Here is a 17,286-nt window from a genome sequence, read left to right as displayed (position 1 = left end):
GTTGAAAATGGCGGTTCAGGTCGTTTCGTATATTTGGCAAAACGCCGGGTATGATCGAAAAGCAGGATTTTAATCAGAAATTGGTCGTGGCCATTGCAGCCATCGGTGAACAAAAAACGTATGGGAAAGGCGAAACCATTCTCAACGCAGGGGAAACCGAGCAGCACGTTTACTTCATAGAATCGGGTGCGGTGCGGCTTTCCCTATTGTCCGATAAGGACGACCAAACCATACGACTGGGTTATAAAGGGCAAATGATCGTTTCGCTGTCGTCGTATCTCAATCAAACACCGTCGGAATTTTCACTCGAATCTATCCGAAAAACGGTTTTGAAGCGCGTCACGAAAGCGCAATTGGAGCAATTTATTTACCAGGATGCCGATTCTGCGAAAGGGTATATTGGCCTGCTCGAAGATATGCTCACCGAATTGATGGAACGCGAAGTCGATTTGCTGACTGCCTCCCCTGTCGAGCGAATGAACCGCGTATTGAAGCGAAGTCCGGGCCTTTTCCGGGAAATTCCGCTCAAATATATCGCGTCGTATTTTCGGATGACGCCTGAAACGTTGAGTCGCATCCGGAATTCTTGATCCTGATCAAGGTTTATTGCCGATTGATGTCGCAACTTTGTCCCGTAACAATCAATCAATGAAAATCCAATCATCATCACTAATCGACGATCTTATCGGGCGTATCGATAAAGTTTCCAAAATCGCGGAGACGTTCAGGGAACTTAACCCGACTGAACTCAACGCGAGAAAATCGGCCGACAGCTGGAGCCTTTTGGAATGCATCGAGCATTTGAACCGCTACGGACATTTTTATCTTCCCGAAATCGAAAAGCAGCTTTCATCTCAGACGCCTCATGTCGCAAATGGCGTTTTCGAAAGCGGCATTCTCGGAAATTACCTGGTCAACTTGATCAAGCCGGAACCCGTCAAGAAAAAAAAGATGCGAACGGCGAAAGAAATGAATCCGATACATAGCCGGCTCGACGAAAGAACGCTGCTCGTTTTCTTTGAACAACTCCACGCGCTCAGGCTTCTGATCGAAAAATCGGCAACGGTGGACTTGTCAAAAGTACACGTCAAAACCTCGCTGTCGCGTTTAATCCGGCTTCGACTAGGAGACATATTGCGGTTTATGGTGCACCACATCGAACGCCACATTCAGCAGGCGCAAGCCACGCAATCTTGACGAGTTTCAAATCTATCCATCATATCAAACAGGAGTCGGTCTCCGAAATAATTTAGACGGTCAACATTCAAAAAATAGAAATATATCGAAACGACCCTCTATTTTTTTAACCTGCTTAAGTAGATATCGACAATTTTTATAACTTAGTCCTATTAAAAATAGGGGGCTATGGTAAATAATATCGACGATAAAGCTAAAAAAATTGAAAAACGTTGGATTGTCTCTTTTTCCCTTATTGCGGCAGTGGCCACGGCTGGGTTATTCTGGCCGGAATCGCGGGAAAATGTACAGACGCTGGCTCAATTCGCAAGCACGGATCAAATCGTAGGAGCCGATGTGGCCTGGCTACTCGCGGCCTCGAGCATGGTGTTGTTCATGACGCCCGGCCTTTCGTTTTTTTATGGAGGCATGGTCGGCAAAAAAAACGTGATTTCGACAATGCTGCAAAGTTTTATCTGCCTTGGCGTCGTCAGCCTTTTATGGGTCGTGGTGGGATTCAGCTTGTCTTTTGGCGATCCGATTGGCATCTCGATCGACGGACGATTTTACAGTTTCATAGGAAATCCACTTTCATTCGCGTTCCTGGATCACGTTGGCGTATTGCCACATAAAGTGATGGCGCCGACCGTTCCCTTTATTTTGTTTGCTCTTTTTCAGATGAAATTCGCGATCATAACGCCGGCCATTATCACGGGTTCGTTCGCCGAAAGAGTGCGGTTTATTTCGTTTTTGCTGTTTATTTGTCTTTTCGTCTTGTTCATTTACACGCCGCTTTGCCACTGGGTCTGGCATCCTAATGGAATTTTGGCGACCTATTTTGGCGTCAAGGATTTTGCTGGCGGAACCGTGGTGCACATGTCGGCGGGATTCGCGGCTTTGGCCGGGGCGATGATTCTCGGCAAGCGCAAAAACGCCAAACACATCCCGACCAATATTCCTTTTGTGCTATTGGGAACAGGAATGCTTTGGTTCGGTTGGTTCGGATTCAACGCCGGATCGGCTCTTGCCGCAAACGCTACGGCGGCCATGGCTTTCGCTACGACAACTTCGGCTTCGGCGGCAGCCATGCTGACCTGGATTTTCTTCGAGCGCTTGAACGGCCGTAAAGTTTCGGCATTGGGCGCGTGCATAGGTGCCGTTGTCGGATTAGTCGCGATCACGCCGGCCGCGGGCTTAGTCACGATTCCACAAAGTATCTTTTTCGGATTTATCACCGCCATCGTCTCAAATAAGGTCCTGACGTCGAAAGTCATGCAAAAAGTCGACGACACGCTTGATGTCTTTGCCTGCCACGGCGTCGGCGGCATCATGGGCATGATCCTGACCGCTATTTTCGCTCAAGGGGAAAACGCAAGCCTCATGCACGGCGGATGGAACGTTTTCGCACACCACATGATCGCGCTCGTATTGGTTTCAGCATTCACGTTTTTTGGTTCGTGGATGTTGTTCAAAGTCACGAATTTCTTCATTCCGTTGCGGGTTTCCGAAGATTCCGAACATCTCGGGCTGGATCTTTCGCAACACGACGAGACAATAGACGCTCCTAAACCTGATCAACCTTTGGGCTTGCTCAACCTCATGCGATCGTAACCGTTAAGCAACATAAAGCTCCTGTTTGCGGGAGTTTTTTATTTGTACATTTAGCAAAACTTCGATCATGAAATACATTTCCATTTTGCTGCTTTCTCTTGTTTTCTCGGCCAAAGCCCAAAAACCTGAAATCGAGAAACTGCTCAACGACTGGCACAAGGCTGCCGCCGATGTCAAATTTGACGCTTATTTTGGAGCATTTACCAAAGATGCGGTCTATATCGGGACCGATGCCGCCGAAAACTGGAAGGTGGATGCCTTCAAAGCGTGGGCGAAACCATATTTCGACAAGGGTACGACGTGGAACTTTAAAGCGGTGGAGCGCAATATCTTTATCAGCGCGGATGGCAAATTTGCGTGGTTCGACGAATTGCTTGACACGCAAATGAAGTTGTGTCGCGGCTCGGGCGTTTTACGCAAGGAAGACGGGAAGTGGAAAATCGCGCATTACGTGTTGTCGATGACGGTTCCTAATGATAATTTGGAGGAAGTTGTTGCGGCCAAGCAGAAAATCGAAGATGCTTATCTCCAAAACGTCAAGTCGAAAAAATAGTTGACGGTTTCTGGAGAAGTTTGAAAATCATTCAAAAAAGCGATAGATGCCTTCCTAAGCGAGAGCGCGATACTGTGTCGTCGGGAAACGGGTTTACGATGGTGGAACCGTGCTATTGGATTCTATTTGATTGCCGAAGTATGTCCGCATTGGCGAGAGGATCCGATGGCAGAGTGTACATTTTATGACATTATCGATGCTGATGGGGCATTTTGTTTACCGGTACAGGTTGACTTTAGCGGGTGTGGATTCGAGCAACGTATTTTAAGATTTTGTACAGTTTTTACGTACTTGGCGAATGTCCGATTTTGATATTTTTATGGGTGGGTGGTGGCGGCTTTTTTACCATCCGAAAATAAATTATCGCATTACATACGACTGTAAAATTTAAACCGAAGCGCATTTAGTTCATTAAGAGTATGTAATGAACTAAATGCCCTTAACGGTTGTAGCAATGATCTTTTAAGCTTTATCGATCAACGAGTAAACAGAATAACTATTTTCCGTACGTTTCCTTCAAATGCAACAGCATATCCGCCGTCATGTTGCCCATATCGAATTCATGCTTCCAGCCCCAATCTTTACGAGCCGATGAATCGTCAATGCTTGATGGCCAACTGTCGGCGATTTTTTGGCGGAAATCAGGATTGTAGGTAATTTCGAAATCAGGCAAATGCTTTTTGATCTCGGTCGCGATTTCGGCAGGCGTAAAATCGATGGCAGAAAGATTGTAAGACGAATGGATCTTTATTTGTTCAGCCGGAGCTTCCATTATGCCGATCGTCGCCCGGATCGCGTCGTCCATGTACATCATCGGCATGCGCGTATCTTCTCTTAGGAAGCATTCGTAATTGCCATCGGTCAAGGCCTTGTGGTAAATATCAACTGCGTAATCAGTCGTTCCGCCACCTGCGGGAGTAGACCACGAAATCAAGCCCGGATAGCGGATGCTTCTCACATCGACGCCATAAATATTATGGTAATATTCGCACCAACGCTCACCGCATTGTTTTGAAATCCCATAAACCGTAGACGGCTCCATAACGGTGTATTGAGGCGTATTGTTTTTTGGTGTCGTCGGACCGAAAACCGCGATGCTCGACGGCCAGAAAATCTTTTTGATTTTGCCTGATTTTGCAAGGTTGAGGACATGGAAAAGCGAGTTCATATTGAGATCCCAGGCAAACGCAGGGTTTTTCTCTGCCGTTGCCGACAATAACGCTGCCATGAGATACACTTCTTCTATATGGTATTTTTCAACAATACTTTCGATCTGATTAAAATCCAAGGCATTGATCACTTCGAAAATCCCGTCGTTGACGACATCGTTATTGAGTTTCCTGATGTCCGAAGCGACGACGTTGTCGACTCCGTACTTTTCGCGAAGCTTGTGCGTAAGTTCGGTGCCAATTTGTCCGCAAGCGCCGATTATCAAAATTTTGGGCATAGTTGTGTTGTATTTTGCACAAATATACGTTTTGGATGCGTTCGGTTACCGATTCGTTAATAATTCCTAATTGGTTGTGCCGAATTGGCTGTTGCTCATTACATTTGTACTCCTAATTTTTGCTCTATGGCCAAGTGTCTTTTAAGCGTTTTTCTTATCGGATTCCTGCTGATTTCGTGTACTGACGAAGACAAGCGCGCGGCTGAACAAGTAAAGGACCAGAAGAAAAAGGAAAAAGTGTTCGAAAGTATCAGCGAAAGCTGGCGTTTCAATGCCAATCCGTCGAATTCATCGTCCGAGAAACTCATCGCAACCTGGCCCGCATGGCGCAACCTTTTACGCGAAATGTCGCAAAAGCCGCAAAGCAGCATTTCGGCTTTCCAGAAAAAAGCAAAAATCTTGTCCGATCGCGTACTCGAACTTCCGAACAATATTCCGTCAAATTACAACAAACCTCAGGTCAAGGCCAGAATTGCAGTTTTAACGACAAAGATCAATTCGATAAACCTGTTCATTCACCTCGACCAGATTCCGGCCGAAAAAGTGATCGCATTGGTAAACGACATCAATGTAGAATTACAAGGCTTGCAGACGCAACTTGACGAAATCGACCGCAAATCGGCAATTCCGAAAGAGCAAGGCGAAGGCGATATGATCCGGATGCTCGACACCGCACGCGCAATCCCCAACAAAGGCTTCAACCCGGAAGACGTCACCTCCGGCGGCCAACAACAGCAACCTAAACCGACTTTGCCGAAACCGGGCTCCGGTCTCTTCGGCAGGGACAAAAAAATAAAATAAGCAATTGAGCAAGTCGGCGTTACTCAACAAATACGATTCTTCGCCAAAACTTACCCGCATCGCGCAGAACCTCGAAACAAAGGGGCAAAAGCTGCAACTGCGAGGATTGGTCGGATCGTCATTTTCATTCGTGGTCCGTTCGCTGTTCAAGCAGTCGGAATTACCGTTTTTGGTCGTGTTGTCCGACAAGGAAGAAGCCGCTTATTACCTCAACGACCTCGAGCAATTGGTGGGAGAGGAAGATGTTTTGTTTTATCCCGGCTCTTACCGTCGCCCGTACCAAATTGAAGACACGGACAATGCCAACGTCCTGCTCCGCGCAGAAGTGCTCAACCGCATCAATTCGCGAAAGCGTCTGGCACTCATCGTGAGTTATGCCGAGGCGTTGTCTGAAAAGGTTGTGACACGGCAGCAATTGGACAAACACACGCTTAAAGTCGCGGTTGGCGATAAGATTTCGATCGACTTCATCAACGAAGTTTTGCACGAATATGAATTTCGTCGCGTGGACTTCATCACCGAACCCGGAGAGTTTTCGGTTCGTGGCGGCATCATCGACGTATTTTCGTTTTCGAACGACAATCCCTACCGCATTGAGTTTTTTGGCAATGAAGTGGAATCGATCCGGAGCTTTGACGTGGAGACGCAGCTTTCGATCGAAAAAAAGAAAAAGATCACGATTATCCCGAACGTAGAAAATAAGTTTTTTGCCGAAAGCCGCGAGAGTTTTCTCGACTACATCAACGACAAAACGATAATGCTCGTCCAGGATTCGGAAATCGTGCTGTCCAAACTCGACAGGATTTTCCAGACGGCCGAGGACACGTTCCAAAAACTCGATTCGACGATCAAACACGTAGAACCCGAACAATTGTTCGTCAACTCGGCGGCGTTCAAGAAACGGGCGGAGTTGTTTTCCGTTATCGAAATCGGGAACGACAGCATGTTCGAGCCTCATCACACCTTTGAGTTCCACACTAAGCCGCAACCGGCATTCAACAAACAGTTCGATTTGCTTCTGAACAATCTCGGTGACAACCATTCGAACGGAATTCGCAATTACCTTTTTTCCTCTAATGACGCCCAGGCCAAACGCTTCCACGACATTTTCGAATCGTTGGATGAAGCCAACCACGAGGACGTCCGGAAGCAATATGAAACCATTGTCACGCCGCTTTACCAAGGGTTCATCGATGAAGAGTTGCAGGTCGCCTGTTATACCGATCACCAGATTTTCGAGCGCTACCACAAATTCAGCATCAAAAACGGATATTCCAAAAAGCAAACGATCACGCTTAAGGAACTCAACACGTTGTCTGTTGGCGATTATGTGACGCATATCGACCACGGCATCGGGAAATTCGGCGGGTTGCAAAAAATCCAGGTCGAAGGCAAGACCCAGGAAGCGATAAAATTGGTGTATGCCGACAACGACATCGTTTATGTAAGTATCCACTCACTTCATAAAATTTCGAAATACAACGGGAAAGACGGTGCGCCTCCGAAGATTTACAAACTCGGATCGGCTGCGTGGAAAACCCTGAAAAATAAAACCAAGGCGCGTGTCAAGCACATTGCTTTCAACCTGATCCAGGTCTACGCCAAGCGACGTTTGGAAAAGGGATTCCAATTCGGTCCGGACAGTTACCTGCAGCTCGAGCTCGAATCTTCGTTCATTTACGAGGACACGCCCGATCAAACCAAGGCGACGCAAGACGTCAAGGCAGATATGGAAAGTGACCGTCCGATGGACCGTTTGATTTGCGGCGATGTCGGATTCGGGAAGACCGAAGTAGCCATTCGCGCGGCGTTCAAGGCGATCGACAATGGAAAGCAAGTCGCTATTCTGGTGCCGACGACGATTTTGGCATATCAGCATTACCGCACGTTTTCGGAACGCTTGAAAGAAATGCCGGTTTCGGTTGGCTATCTGAACCGTTTCCGGACGGCCAAACAAAAATCGGAAACGCTCTCCCAACTCGCCGACGGAAAACTCGACATCGTCATCGGCACTCATCAATTGGTGAGCAAAAACGTCAAATTCAAGGATTTGGGATTATTGATTGTGGACGAAGAGCAAAAATTCGGTGTGAACGTCAAGGACAAACTAAAAACGTTGGGCGCCAATATCGACACATTGACTTTGACGGCCACGCCTATTCCACGGACATTGCAATTCTCGTTGATGGCCGCTCGCGATTTGTCGGTGATTACGACACCTCCGCCGAACCGCTATCCGATAGAAACGCACATCGTCGGATTCAACGAGGAGACGATTCGCGATGCGGTGTCGTACGAAATCCAGAGAAACGGACAGGTTTTCTTTATCCACAACCGAATCGAGAATATTCGCGAAGTCGCCGGGATGTTGCAGCGCCTTGTCCCGAATGCGAGGATAGGCGTCGGACACGGTCAAATGGACGGCAAAAAACTCGAAGAACTGATGCTGTCGTTCATGAACGGGGAATTCGATGTCCTGGTGGCCACGACCATCATCGAAAGCGGGCTCGACGTGCCGAACGCCAATACGATTTTCATCAATAACGCCAATAATTTCGGGTTGTCAGATTTGCACCAGATGCGCGGTCGTGTCGGACGCAGCAACAAAAAAGCGTTCTGTTACTTCATCACACCTCCGTTTTCGGCCATGACCGAAGACGCGAGAAAACGAATTCACGCCCTTGCCCAATTTTCTGATTTGGGAAGCGGCTTCAACATTGCGATGAAAGATCTCGAAATTCGCGGTGCCGGCGATTTGCTTGGAGCCGAACAAAGCGGATTCATCAACGATATCGGCTTTGAAACCTACCAAAAGATCATGAGCGAGGCGATCGAAGAGCTGAAAGAAAACGAATTCAAGGATTTGTACCGCGAGATCGAAGGCGAAAAAGAGAAGGAATATGTCAAGGAAATCCAAATCGATTCTGATTTTGAACTGCTGTTTCCGGACGAATACATCAATACGGTCTCGGAACGCCTGAACCTCTATAACGAATTGAGCCTCATAAAGGACGAAGAGGCGCTGTTCCTTTACGAAAAACGTCTTGTCGATCGATTCGGGCCTTTGCCGAAGCAGGCGCAGTCGCTTTTGAACAGTTTGCGTATCAAGTGGATTGCGGCCAAGATCGGAATTGAAAAACTGGTGATGAAACAAGGCAAGATGATCGGTTATTTCATTTCGGACCATCATTCGGATTTCTTCCAGACGAAACAATTCGACAGCGTGATCCAATTCATACAGAAAAATCCAAATATTGCGCGCATCAAGGAAAAACAGACCACAAGCGGATTGAAACTGCTACTCACTTTTGAAGATGTAAGGTCGGTGAGCAAGGCATTGGATTTGATGCAGCGCATCGTTTCTTTAGGTTGATTTTTGACCTTTCGATGTAAAAACCGATCCTATGCTTTTACAGACCTTAAAGGTTTTATTGCGCTTCGCTCCATACAGTTCGGCTACGCCTCGGGTTCAAAACCTCTAAGGTCTAGGGTCTAGACTGAAACCAAAATAAAACCAACAAAAAAAGCCCTTCCGTTTCCGAAAGGGCTTTTTAAATATCCAGTGTAACTTAGAATTTCATGATCTTGAAGTTAGCAGCGTATTCGCCAAACTTCAGTTTAAAGAAATACGTCCCGGTGGAGTAAGCCGAAATGTCAACTTTAGTCTCAAGCGTATTCGCTTTTGTCGCGTACAGCAACTGTCCCGTCACATTGTAAACTTCAATGCTTGTGATCTCAGTTTTCGAAACGATGTTGACAGCGTCTTTGGCAGGGTTCGGATAGTACGTAAAATCGATATTCTGATTGTTGTTCACACCCAACATACCTTCACAACTGATCGTCGCTGCATACCCGCCCTCGGTAACTCCCTGATCAGAGAAAAAGCGGATGGTCAACGCTCCATCAGGAGACGAAGACGTGTACGTTGGGAATGGCGCTTCCAGGTTAGCCCCGGTAAGTCCGCCTCCTGACAAATCAGTCGCCGAAGTCGAAGCTCCGTCGTAGATATAAAGGAAATCGAAATCGGTTTCTAGGTCAAACTGCGTCAAGGCAAGTTCGATTCGCTTGTTAGGTTGCGTCGGGATCAAAACGCGAACGTAGCTTTCTTCGTTCGTATAATCTCCGTTAGCGCCTCCCGTGTCGGTAATGGTAACACCACTACACCAATCTGCCGCCGTTGCGAAAATCGCTTGACGAACCGAAGATATCACGCCGGTTTGGCAAGCTGGACGGATCCTGGCTTTGTAGAACGTGTTAGGTTGTAGGTTGGCTGCGTTGTAAGTCGGGTTTTGCGCGTTTTGGTAAAATCCGATAGTCGACGGGAATAAGTTGACGAGAATCTGCCAGGCGCTTGCCGAGCCCGTTTCATCCCATGTTATAGTGGCCGCGTTCGTGGTTACGTTTTCTGCCTGAATTTCCGCAATAAGGTTGATACAGGTATTGACGCAGTCCGTGCTCAGGCAAGAAGACGAATTGACGTTTTGCAGGATGCGCTGGGCGGGTTGTGGCCCGAACCCGTTGTTGAAACTGATTCCGACTCCCGGAACAAGATGGCAATAACTCATGATGGTTCCCCTTACCGCAGACGACGGAATAATAGGAGGCGAACTCATACAGTTGCTCCCTTCTCCTCCACCCAAAGCAGACGGGGCGCAGTTGTCAATCGGCGTGTTGTTCCCATTCCACGCACAAGCATGGGTGTGAGGCGATCCTAGCAGGTGGCCCATTTCGTGGGTTACGACCATTACCGTCCAGGAATAGGTCGGAACCGAAGAATAACTCAAATCTACGTCCGAATAACTGTAGTTGCTAGACGAACACAAACCATCGATAGTCGCGGCAACACCACCCAATCCTCCGGCGTCGATTCCTACAAGCATTCCAATGTCACCATCGAAAACAGGTCGCAATTCGTTGAACTGGTTCAGATAGTCTCCCGAGGATTCCCCAGAATAAGGATCAGGCGTCGTCCAGATGAAAGTACTTTTCAACCCGACACTTATGTTGGCGTTGCTGTAAAGAGTGGCCACGTTGTTAAAAACGCCGGTCATCCAATTGCCGACAGTCGTGGTATTGCTGTTGTTCTGGACATATATGACATTGTCGATCTCAAAGTAAACCGAAACACAACGCGTACTCAACACCGCGCGATCGGTACTTCCGTCTTCATTGGGCTTGATCTCGCTGGTCCCGTCTTCTTTCATGCCGCAGCTAAACGGATTGTTGATTTTCAGGTCGGCATCGCTATAGATGATATAATTTTCGACGTTGCCCGCTTTTTGCAATCTTCCGACAACGACGTTCCCGATGTCATCACCCGAAATCACACCGCTCATTTCTCCGTTGAAAAAGTTCATCGACACGAGTGACCCGTTGTCTCCTTTAACGATACCGCGGTAATAAGCGCCTTTCTCGTATGCGATATTCTTCTGTTTATCCGTATCGATATGAAACGATTCGTTGAAAAGGTCTACTTTGAAAAGCTCGACGATAAGTTGGTTGCCTAGATAAGGAACGGCAACTTCGATAGCGTCCGGCTTTGAATTGGCAATCGCATTTACATCGGCTGTTCTCAATCTGGCAAAACTCGCCTTTTCGACAACCTGCGCGATTTCACCCGCGGGTATTTCCGAAGAAGCATCCAAAACGGAAAATTGCCTGAAATTCGTTTTAGCATCTTTTAGCTCAGCAACCCTTTCGGCAATTTTTTGCTGTCCCAACATGCTAATCGTCAAAAAACAGACAAAAAGAGTAAGAATTTTTTTCATTTTATATAGTTGTAGAAGTCAAAGTGCGCAAATGTAAATCAAATAAATTATTTAAATTCGTTTTATCCTGTGCATATATGTTAATTTTTCAGAAATAATAGAATGCGTTTGGCAGGTATTCTATCTCGAATCCACTACCTTTTTTGATGAGCGCGACAATGTCGAATCGCACCTCACAATCAACGTCATAGCGTTCGACAAACTCATTTACGGCGTTTTGCAGCAGCCGGATTTTTTTAGCGCTGACAAATTCCTGCGGAAGCCCGAAAACTCCTGACGATCGCGTCTTGACCTCGACGACACACAAATAGTTTCCGACGCGCGAAATGATGTCGATTTCGGCCTTGCCCGATACATAATTCGTCTGTAGGATTTCGTGTCCCAATTTCTTCAGGTACGCGACGGCGAGCTTTTCGCCATGTTTTCCCAAGTCGTTATGAGTGGCCATGCGCTAAATTAGGCAAGCCGTGTAAGTCGGAGTTGAGGATTTTCTGCCGTTTTTGTTAAAATTTATTCGAATCGTACGGTCGAGCCCGAATCGTTGACTTCCATAGTAATCGAAGCACCCAAGATCAGCGCGCGATTGTCCCGGATGTGGCCGGCAGGAAAGTTGTAAATCACTGGAAAATCATACTCTTTAAACAGTTCACGGACAATTTCCTGGGCGTTTTTTCCCCATGGAATGTCGTTGTCGTTCATCTCGGTCATTCCACCAATGATCACACCTTTTACATGGTCGAAATAATTGTTGCGCTTGAGGTTGAAAAGCATGCGGTCTATGTGGTAGAGGTACTCGTCGAGGTCTTCGATAAACAGTATTTTCCCTTTGACATCGGCTTCTGATTTGGAGCCGAGGACGCTGTAAAGTACGGAGAGGTTCCCTCCGACCAATTCGGCTTTTGCCTTGCCTTTCCTGTTGAACGCGTGGGCCGGAAGATCGTACTGCGGCTTTTGCCCGAACAGCGCTTTTTTCAGCGATTCCTTTGCGTCTTGCGTGGCGTTTTTTGCACTTACACCAACCAAGCCGTGTATGGTTTGATAGCCTAGCGTGTTCATATGGCTGTGCAATACGGTCATATCACTGAATCCGACGATCCATTTTGGTTTGATCTTGAATTTTTCGAACGTTACGCGGTCGATGATCCGCACGGTACCGTATCCGCCTTTTGCGCCTACAATGGCCTTGACCGAAGGGTTGTCCAGCATTTCCTGCAAGTCTGTGGCGCGCTGCCAGTCTGGCCCGGCGAGTTGGTTATCGCTTTTCCCTATGGACTTTCCCATTATTACGTTCAATCCCCAGCTTTTGAAAAGTTCGACAGCAGGTTGAAGGCTTGCCGCTTCTACCTTTCGGGCTGTGGCGATGATTGCGATGGTATCCCCTTTTTTGAGCGCGGGCGGAGCGATTGTTTTTCGCGCCTGGGCGAATGAAAATTGGGTTGCGGTAAGCAGCAGAAGCAGAAATATTCTCATGTTTCCAAAGATAATAGGGAAGCGGAATTGGGCAACGATTTGTGTCGGTTTTACAGATGGTTTTAACAAAATAGGCAGATTTTCTGTAACGATATCGATTTTGGAAACCCGAACTTGCAGACCTAACAAATCTCGCAGATTTGTTAGGTCTGGCAAATCCAAATCCTGATAGGTTTTTAATGAGTCAGCCGTTCGACTTTCAGTCGGAAACTTCTTTCAGAAACGACCTCTTTAGCCCGGATGGAAGCGGCTAGCCTTTTGCCGAAAAAGCCTTGGTTTTGTCAGGGCGAGGCGGCAACCGAAGGGAGCCAGCCTCGCCCTGGGCAAATCCTGGCTTTTTCAAGAAAGCTAATAGCGGACAGCCGGATATGGCTACTAAAAACACAGTGTATTCTTCCGAACTTTATGTGTATTTTTGCGCACATTTATTCCATTATGAACCAGAATCCAAAACGATATACGATAACGGCCGCTTTGCCGTATACTAACGGTCCTATCCACATTGGGCATTTGGCGGGCGTTTACGTTCCCAGTGACATCTACGCGCGCTACCAGAGAATCCAGGGAAAGGATGTCGCTTTTATTTGCGGGAGCGACGAACACGGCGTGGCCATCCCGATGAAGGCGCGTAAAGAAGGTCTGACGCCACAGGAAGTGATCGACAAATACGACGGAATTATCCGTAAGTCGTTCGTGGATTTTGGGATTTCGTTCGACAATTATTCGCGTACCTCGAGAAAAGTGCATTACGACACGGCGTCGGAGTTCTTTAAAAAGCTTTACGAAGACGGGAAATTCATTGAAGAAGAAACCGAGCAGCTTTACGACGCCAAGGCTGGCCAATTCCTGGCAGATCGTTTCGTTACAGGAACGTGTCCGAAATGCGGAAACGAAAATGCTTATGGCGACCAATGCGAAAACTGCGGTACGTCGTTGAACGCTACCGATTTGATCAACCCGAAGTCGACGATCACGGGCGATGTGCCGGTGTTGAAAAAAACGACGCATTGGTTTTTGCCACTTGACCAATATGATGCGTTTCTCAACAAATGGATTTTGGAAGATCACGCAAAGGATTGGAAGAAAAACGTACTCGGACAAGTGAAATCGTGGCTTGACGATGGTTTGAAACCGCGTGCGGTAACGCGTGACCTCGATTGGGGAATCCCGGTTCCGGTTGAGGGTGCCGAAGGAAAAGTGCTTTACGTTTGGTTCGACGCCCCTATCGGGTATATTTCGTCTACAAAGGAATGGGCCGAGCGCGAAGGCAAAAACTGGGAGCCCTATTGGAAGGATGCCGATACGAAACTCGTGCATTTTATCGGAAAGGACAACATCGTGTTCCACTGCGTGATTTTCCCGGCGATGCTAAAAGCCGAGGGAAGCTATATTTTGCCAGACAACGTTCCGGCGAACGAGTTCCTGAATCTCGAAGGGAATAAATTGTCGACGTCCAAAAACTGGGCGGTCTGGCTGCACGAATATCTCGAAGACTTCCCGAACCAACAGGACGTTTTGCGCTATGCGTTGACGTCGAATGCACCTGAGACGAAAGACAACGATTTTACGTGGAAGGATTTTCAGGCGGGCAACAACAACGAATTGGTGGCCGTTCTGGGCAATTTCATCAACCGTGTTGTCGTACTGACCAATAAATATTACGAAGGCCTCGTTCCCGAGCCTGGCGAATTTGCCGAAATCGACGAACAAACGCTAACCGAAATGCGGGCATATCCTGCCGTGATTTCAAGTTCGGTAGAACGCTATCGTTTCCGGGAGGCGCTTGGCGAATTGATGAACGTGGCGCGTCTCGGCAATAAATATCTGGCCGACGAGGAGCCTTGGAAACTCATTAAGGAAAATCCGGAAAGGGTCAAGACCCAAATGTTCGTCGCGCTTCAGATCGCCACCGCCATCGCAATTCTTTCCGAACCATTTTTGCCATTTACGTCAGATAAACTCAAGAAAATGCTGGAAATTCACCCTTCGCCTGAAGCGGTAAACGATTGGGACGAGGTGGCTAAACCGCAGACGATCCTATCGCCGGGAACCCAAATCGGTCAAGCCGAATTGCTTTTCTCGAAGATCGAAGACGAAGCCATCCAAAAACAAATCGACAAACTCGAAGCCACGAAATCGGCCAACAAAATCGAAAATAAAAAAGTGGAAGCCCAAAAAGATGTGATCCAATACGAAGATTTTGCGAAGATGGATTTGCGCGTCGGTACCATCATCGAAGCCGAAAAAATGCCTAAAGCAAACAAACTCCTTATCCTGAAAGTCGACACGGGAATAGACGTGAGAACCATCGTTTCAGGAATTGCCGAGAGTTTTTCTCCCGAAGAAATCATAGGCAAACGCGTCACGGTTTTGGCCAATTTGGCGGCGAGGGCGTTGCGTGGCGTAGAATCACAGGGCATGATCCTGATGACCAACAACGCAGAGGGAAAACTGGTTTTCGTCAATCCGGACACGGAAGGCGTTGTAAATGGAGAGACAATCAACTAAAATATCGACATGAAAAAAATTGCGTTGCTCTTTGCACTCATTCTAGCGGTTTCGTGTTCTTCGGATGACGACAACTCGAACTCCGCTGCCAACCGGTTTATGATGAACGGTGTCGCCAGATCGATTCCCAAAGCGTATATGATCGCGCCATCTGACGGATTCGATCCGCAAATCGATCCGAGAAGGTTTTACATCGTCCTGACCGACGGGACGGTTTCCTACGAAAATGGCGAGCTAATTTTAAGTGACGACATCCACCAGTTGGTCGACTTCAATCTTTACACCGATGCCGGCCATCCGGGTTCCGTACAGCAAACCACGTACACGCTTTGGTCCCAGGATCCGAATTTCGACTATAACTCGGCTTATATCGGCCACGCGTCTATGAATTACGACATCACCTTTTCCGGAGGCGTGCCAACCATCGGCGAGAGGATTTCGTCCAACGATATGGATCACGCACAAATTGCCTTGTCGCGATCGGGCGGTTCCTATTTGATGAATTTTATGTTCTCGGACGAAACGAATTCCGCTTCCGGACATTATGAAGGGCCGGTCACAATATTGAATCCATGACAAAATGAATATAAAAGTAATTGCATTTGACGCCGACGATACCTTGTTCGTCAACGAACCGTATTTTGTGGAAACCGAGGAAAAATTTCTGGAGTTAATGCAAGATTACCTTTCGCGCCAAGGTCTGTCGCAGGAACTTTTCAAAATCGAGATCGACAACCTGGGGCTTTACGGATACGGTATTAAAGCCTATACGCTGTCGATGATCGAGGCGGCGCTTAAAATTTCGGACAACACGATAAGTGTCGAAGCTGTCGGAAAAATTCTGGAATTCGGGAAGGAATTGCTGCAACGCCCGATTGAACTTCTCGATGGCGTCGATGAAACGCTGACGGCGCTTTTCGGAAAATACAAACTTGTCGTGGCAACCAAAGGCGACTTGCTCGACCAGCGACGCAAACTTCACAATTCGGGTCTTGGCAAATACTTTCACCATATCGAGGTCATGAGCGATAAAAAAGAACAGGATTATCTTGACTTGGTGAGCCGCCTGGATGTAAAGCCGGAAGAATTTTTCATGATCGGAAATTCGCTAAAATCGGATGTTTTGCCGGTTTTGAACATTGGCGGACACGCGACGCACATTCCGTTTCACACGACCTGGGCACACGAACGCATCGATCACGAGGTGAAACACGAAAATTTTCGGGCACTCGAAAAAATTTCTGATATCTTGCCCATTTTCGGATTATGAGAACCTTGCTTGATTTGGAAAGTTGGCCCAGGAAAGAACATTTCCACTTTTTCCGAAAGTTTTCCGAACCCTTTTTTGGGGCGACCGTTGCGATCGACTGTACCACCGCTTACGAAAAATCGAAGGCCGGCAATATTCCTTTTTTCATTTATTATCTGCATCAGACGTTGATCGCGGTCAACGATGTGGAACCGTTTCGTTATCGCATCGACGACGACAAAGTCGTGATCCACGATCGGATAGACGCATCGGCCACGATCGCAAGGGAGAATGCGACTTTCGGTTTTTCACTGATTAAATTCTATGAAGACATTGCGCTTTTTTCTAAAGAGGCGAAAGTCGAAATCCATCGCGTCCAAAACACGCCGGGACTTATGACGCGCGACTTCCCTAACGACAATCTCATCCATTTCTCATCGATTCCTTGGCTGGAATTTACCTCGCTTTCGCATGCGAGAAGTTTCGACTTCCCGGACAGTTGCCCGAAAATCTCATTTGGGAAAATGACCGTGGATGCTGCCGGAAGGCGTTCGATGCCAATGTCTGTCCATGTTCATCATGCGCTCATGGACGGTTATCATCTTTCTGTTTTCGTGCAACGCTTTCAGGACCTGATGGGATAAACCTTATCGGGATTAAATCTGTATAAGCCTCATCACTTCCCATTTTGCAAGGGTTTTCG

General features: G+C 47.4%; 14 protein-coding genes. 10 read left to right on the top strand and 4 right to left on the bottom strand.

Annotated elements, in window-relative coordinates; genetic code table 11:
* Positions 1-50 precede the first annotated feature (50 nt).
* From HC229_RS04240 to HC229_RS04225, 4 genes are all read left to right on the top strand, one after another.
* Positions 51-590 (top strand): Crp/Fnr family transcriptional regulator, encoded by a 540-nt coding sequence (locus HC229_RS04240; protein WP_191019218.1) that lies wholly within the window; start codon positions 51-53, stop codon positions 588-590.
* Between the two features lie 58 nt (positions 591-648).
* A complete protein-coding gene (locus tag HC229_RS04235; protein ID WP_191019217.1) occupies positions 649-1,197 on the top strand; it encodes a DinB family protein in 549 nt (182 codons plus the stop codon).
* 168 nt (positions 1,198-1,365) lie between these two features.
* Positions 1,366-2,787: an ammonium transporter gene (locus HC229_RS04230; RefSeq protein WP_191019216.1), complete on the top strand. Its 1,422-nt coding sequence runs from the start codon at positions 1,366-1,368 to the stop codon at positions 2,785-2,787.
* A gap of 67 nt (positions 2,788-2,854) precedes the next feature.
* Positions 2,855-3,340 carry a nuclear transport factor 2 family protein gene (locus HC229_RS04225; protein WP_191019215.1) on the top strand — a complete coding sequence of 162 codons (486 nt, stop codon included), beginning with the start codon at positions 2,855-2,857 and terminating at the stop codon, positions 3,338-3,340.
* Between the two features lie 496 nt (positions 3,341-3,836).
* On the opposite strand, the gene HC229_RS04220 is transcribed toward HC229_RS04225, so the two are convergent.
* A complete protein-coding gene (locus tag HC229_RS04220) occupies positions 3,837-4,787 on the bottom strand; it encodes an L-threonine 3-dehydrogenase (RefSeq protein WP_191019214.1) in 951 nt (316 codons plus the stop codon).
* Positions 4,788-4,913: 126 nt separating this feature from the next.
* Here HC229_RS04220 and HC229_RS04215 point away from each other — a divergent pair, with 126 nt between their 5' ends.
* Positions 4,914-5,588 carry a hypothetical protein gene (locus HC229_RS04215; RefSeq protein ID WP_191019213.1) on the top strand — a complete coding sequence of 225 codons (675 nt, stop codon included), beginning with the start codon at positions 4,914-4,916 and terminating at the stop codon, positions 5,586-5,588.
* Positions 5,589-5,646: 58 nt separating this feature from the next.
* On the top strand, positions 5,647-8,961 hold the full coding sequence (mfd, locus tag HC229_RS04210) for a transcription-repair coupling factor (protein ID WP_408610253.1): 3,315 nt from the start codon (positions 5,647-5,649) through the stop codon (positions 8,959-8,961).
* A gap of 196 nt (positions 8,962-9,157) precedes the next feature.
* Here the strand turns inward: mfd and HC229_RS04205 are convergent, their stop codons facing one another.
* The 3 genes from HC229_RS04205 to HC229_RS04195 all read right to left on the bottom strand — a co-directional run bounded on the left by HC229_RS04205 (position 9,158) and on the right by HC229_RS04195 (position 12,826).
* Entirely contained in the window at positions 9,158-11,356 is a 2,199-nt protein-coding gene (locus tag HC229_RS04205) for a M12 family metallo-peptidase (protein WP_191019211.1), read from the bottom strand.
* A gap of 88 nt (positions 11,357-11,444) precedes the next feature.
* Positions 11,445-11,804 carry a YraN family protein gene (locus HC229_RS04200; RefSeq protein WP_191019210.1) on the bottom strand — a complete coding sequence of 120 codons (360 nt, stop codon included), beginning with the start codon at positions 11,802-11,804 and terminating at the stop codon, positions 11,445-11,447.
* Positions 11,805-11,866: 62 nt separating this feature from the next.
* Entirely contained in the window at positions 11,867-12,826 is a 960-nt protein-coding gene (locus HC229_RS04195; protein WP_191019209.1) for a S66 peptidase family protein, read from the bottom strand.
* Positions 12,827-13,261: 435 nt separating this feature from the next.
* On the opposite strand from HC229_RS04195, the gene metG reads away from it, so the two are divergent.
* Genes metG through HC229_RS04175 form a run of 4 tightly spaced genes read left to right on the top strand, consistent with a single transcriptional unit; the run spans position 13,262 to position 17,227 of the window.
* Positions 13,262-15,334 (top strand): methionine--tRNA ligase, encoded by a 2,073-nt coding sequence (gene metG, locus HC229_RS04190; protein ID WP_191019208.1) that lies wholly within the window; start codon positions 13,262-13,264, stop codon positions 15,332-15,334.
* A 9-nt stretch (positions 15,335-15,343) separates the two neighbouring features.
* On the top strand, positions 15,344-15,910 hold the full coding sequence (locus HC229_RS04185; RefSeq protein WP_191019207.1) for a hypothetical protein: 567 nt from the start codon (positions 15,344-15,346) through the stop codon (positions 15,908-15,910).
* 4 nt (positions 15,911-15,914) lie between these two features.
* Positions 15,915-16,604: an HAD family hydrolase gene (locus HC229_RS04180; RefSeq protein ID WP_191019206.1), complete on the top strand. Its 690-nt coding sequence runs from the start codon at positions 15,915-15,917 to the stop codon at positions 16,602-16,604.
* Complete coding sequence (locus tag HC229_RS04175) at positions 16,601-17,227, top strand: CatA-like O-acetyltransferase (RefSeq protein ID WP_191019205.1); 627 nt, start codon at positions 16,601-16,603, stop codon at positions 17,225-17,227. The genes HC229_RS04180 and HC229_RS04175 overlap by 4 nt, the downstream gene beginning before the upstream one ends.
* The last annotated feature ends 59 nt before the right edge of the window (positions 17,228-17,286 follow it).

Origin of the sequence: Flavobacterium selenitireducens, assembly GCF_014748335.1 — a bacterium.
GTDB lineage: Bacteria > Bacteroidota > Bacteroidia > Flavobacteriales > Flavobacteriaceae > Flavobacterium > Flavobacterium selenitireducens.
Note: the sequence above shows the minus strand (reverse complement) of the source record. Positions and strands in the feature narration are given on the sequence as shown.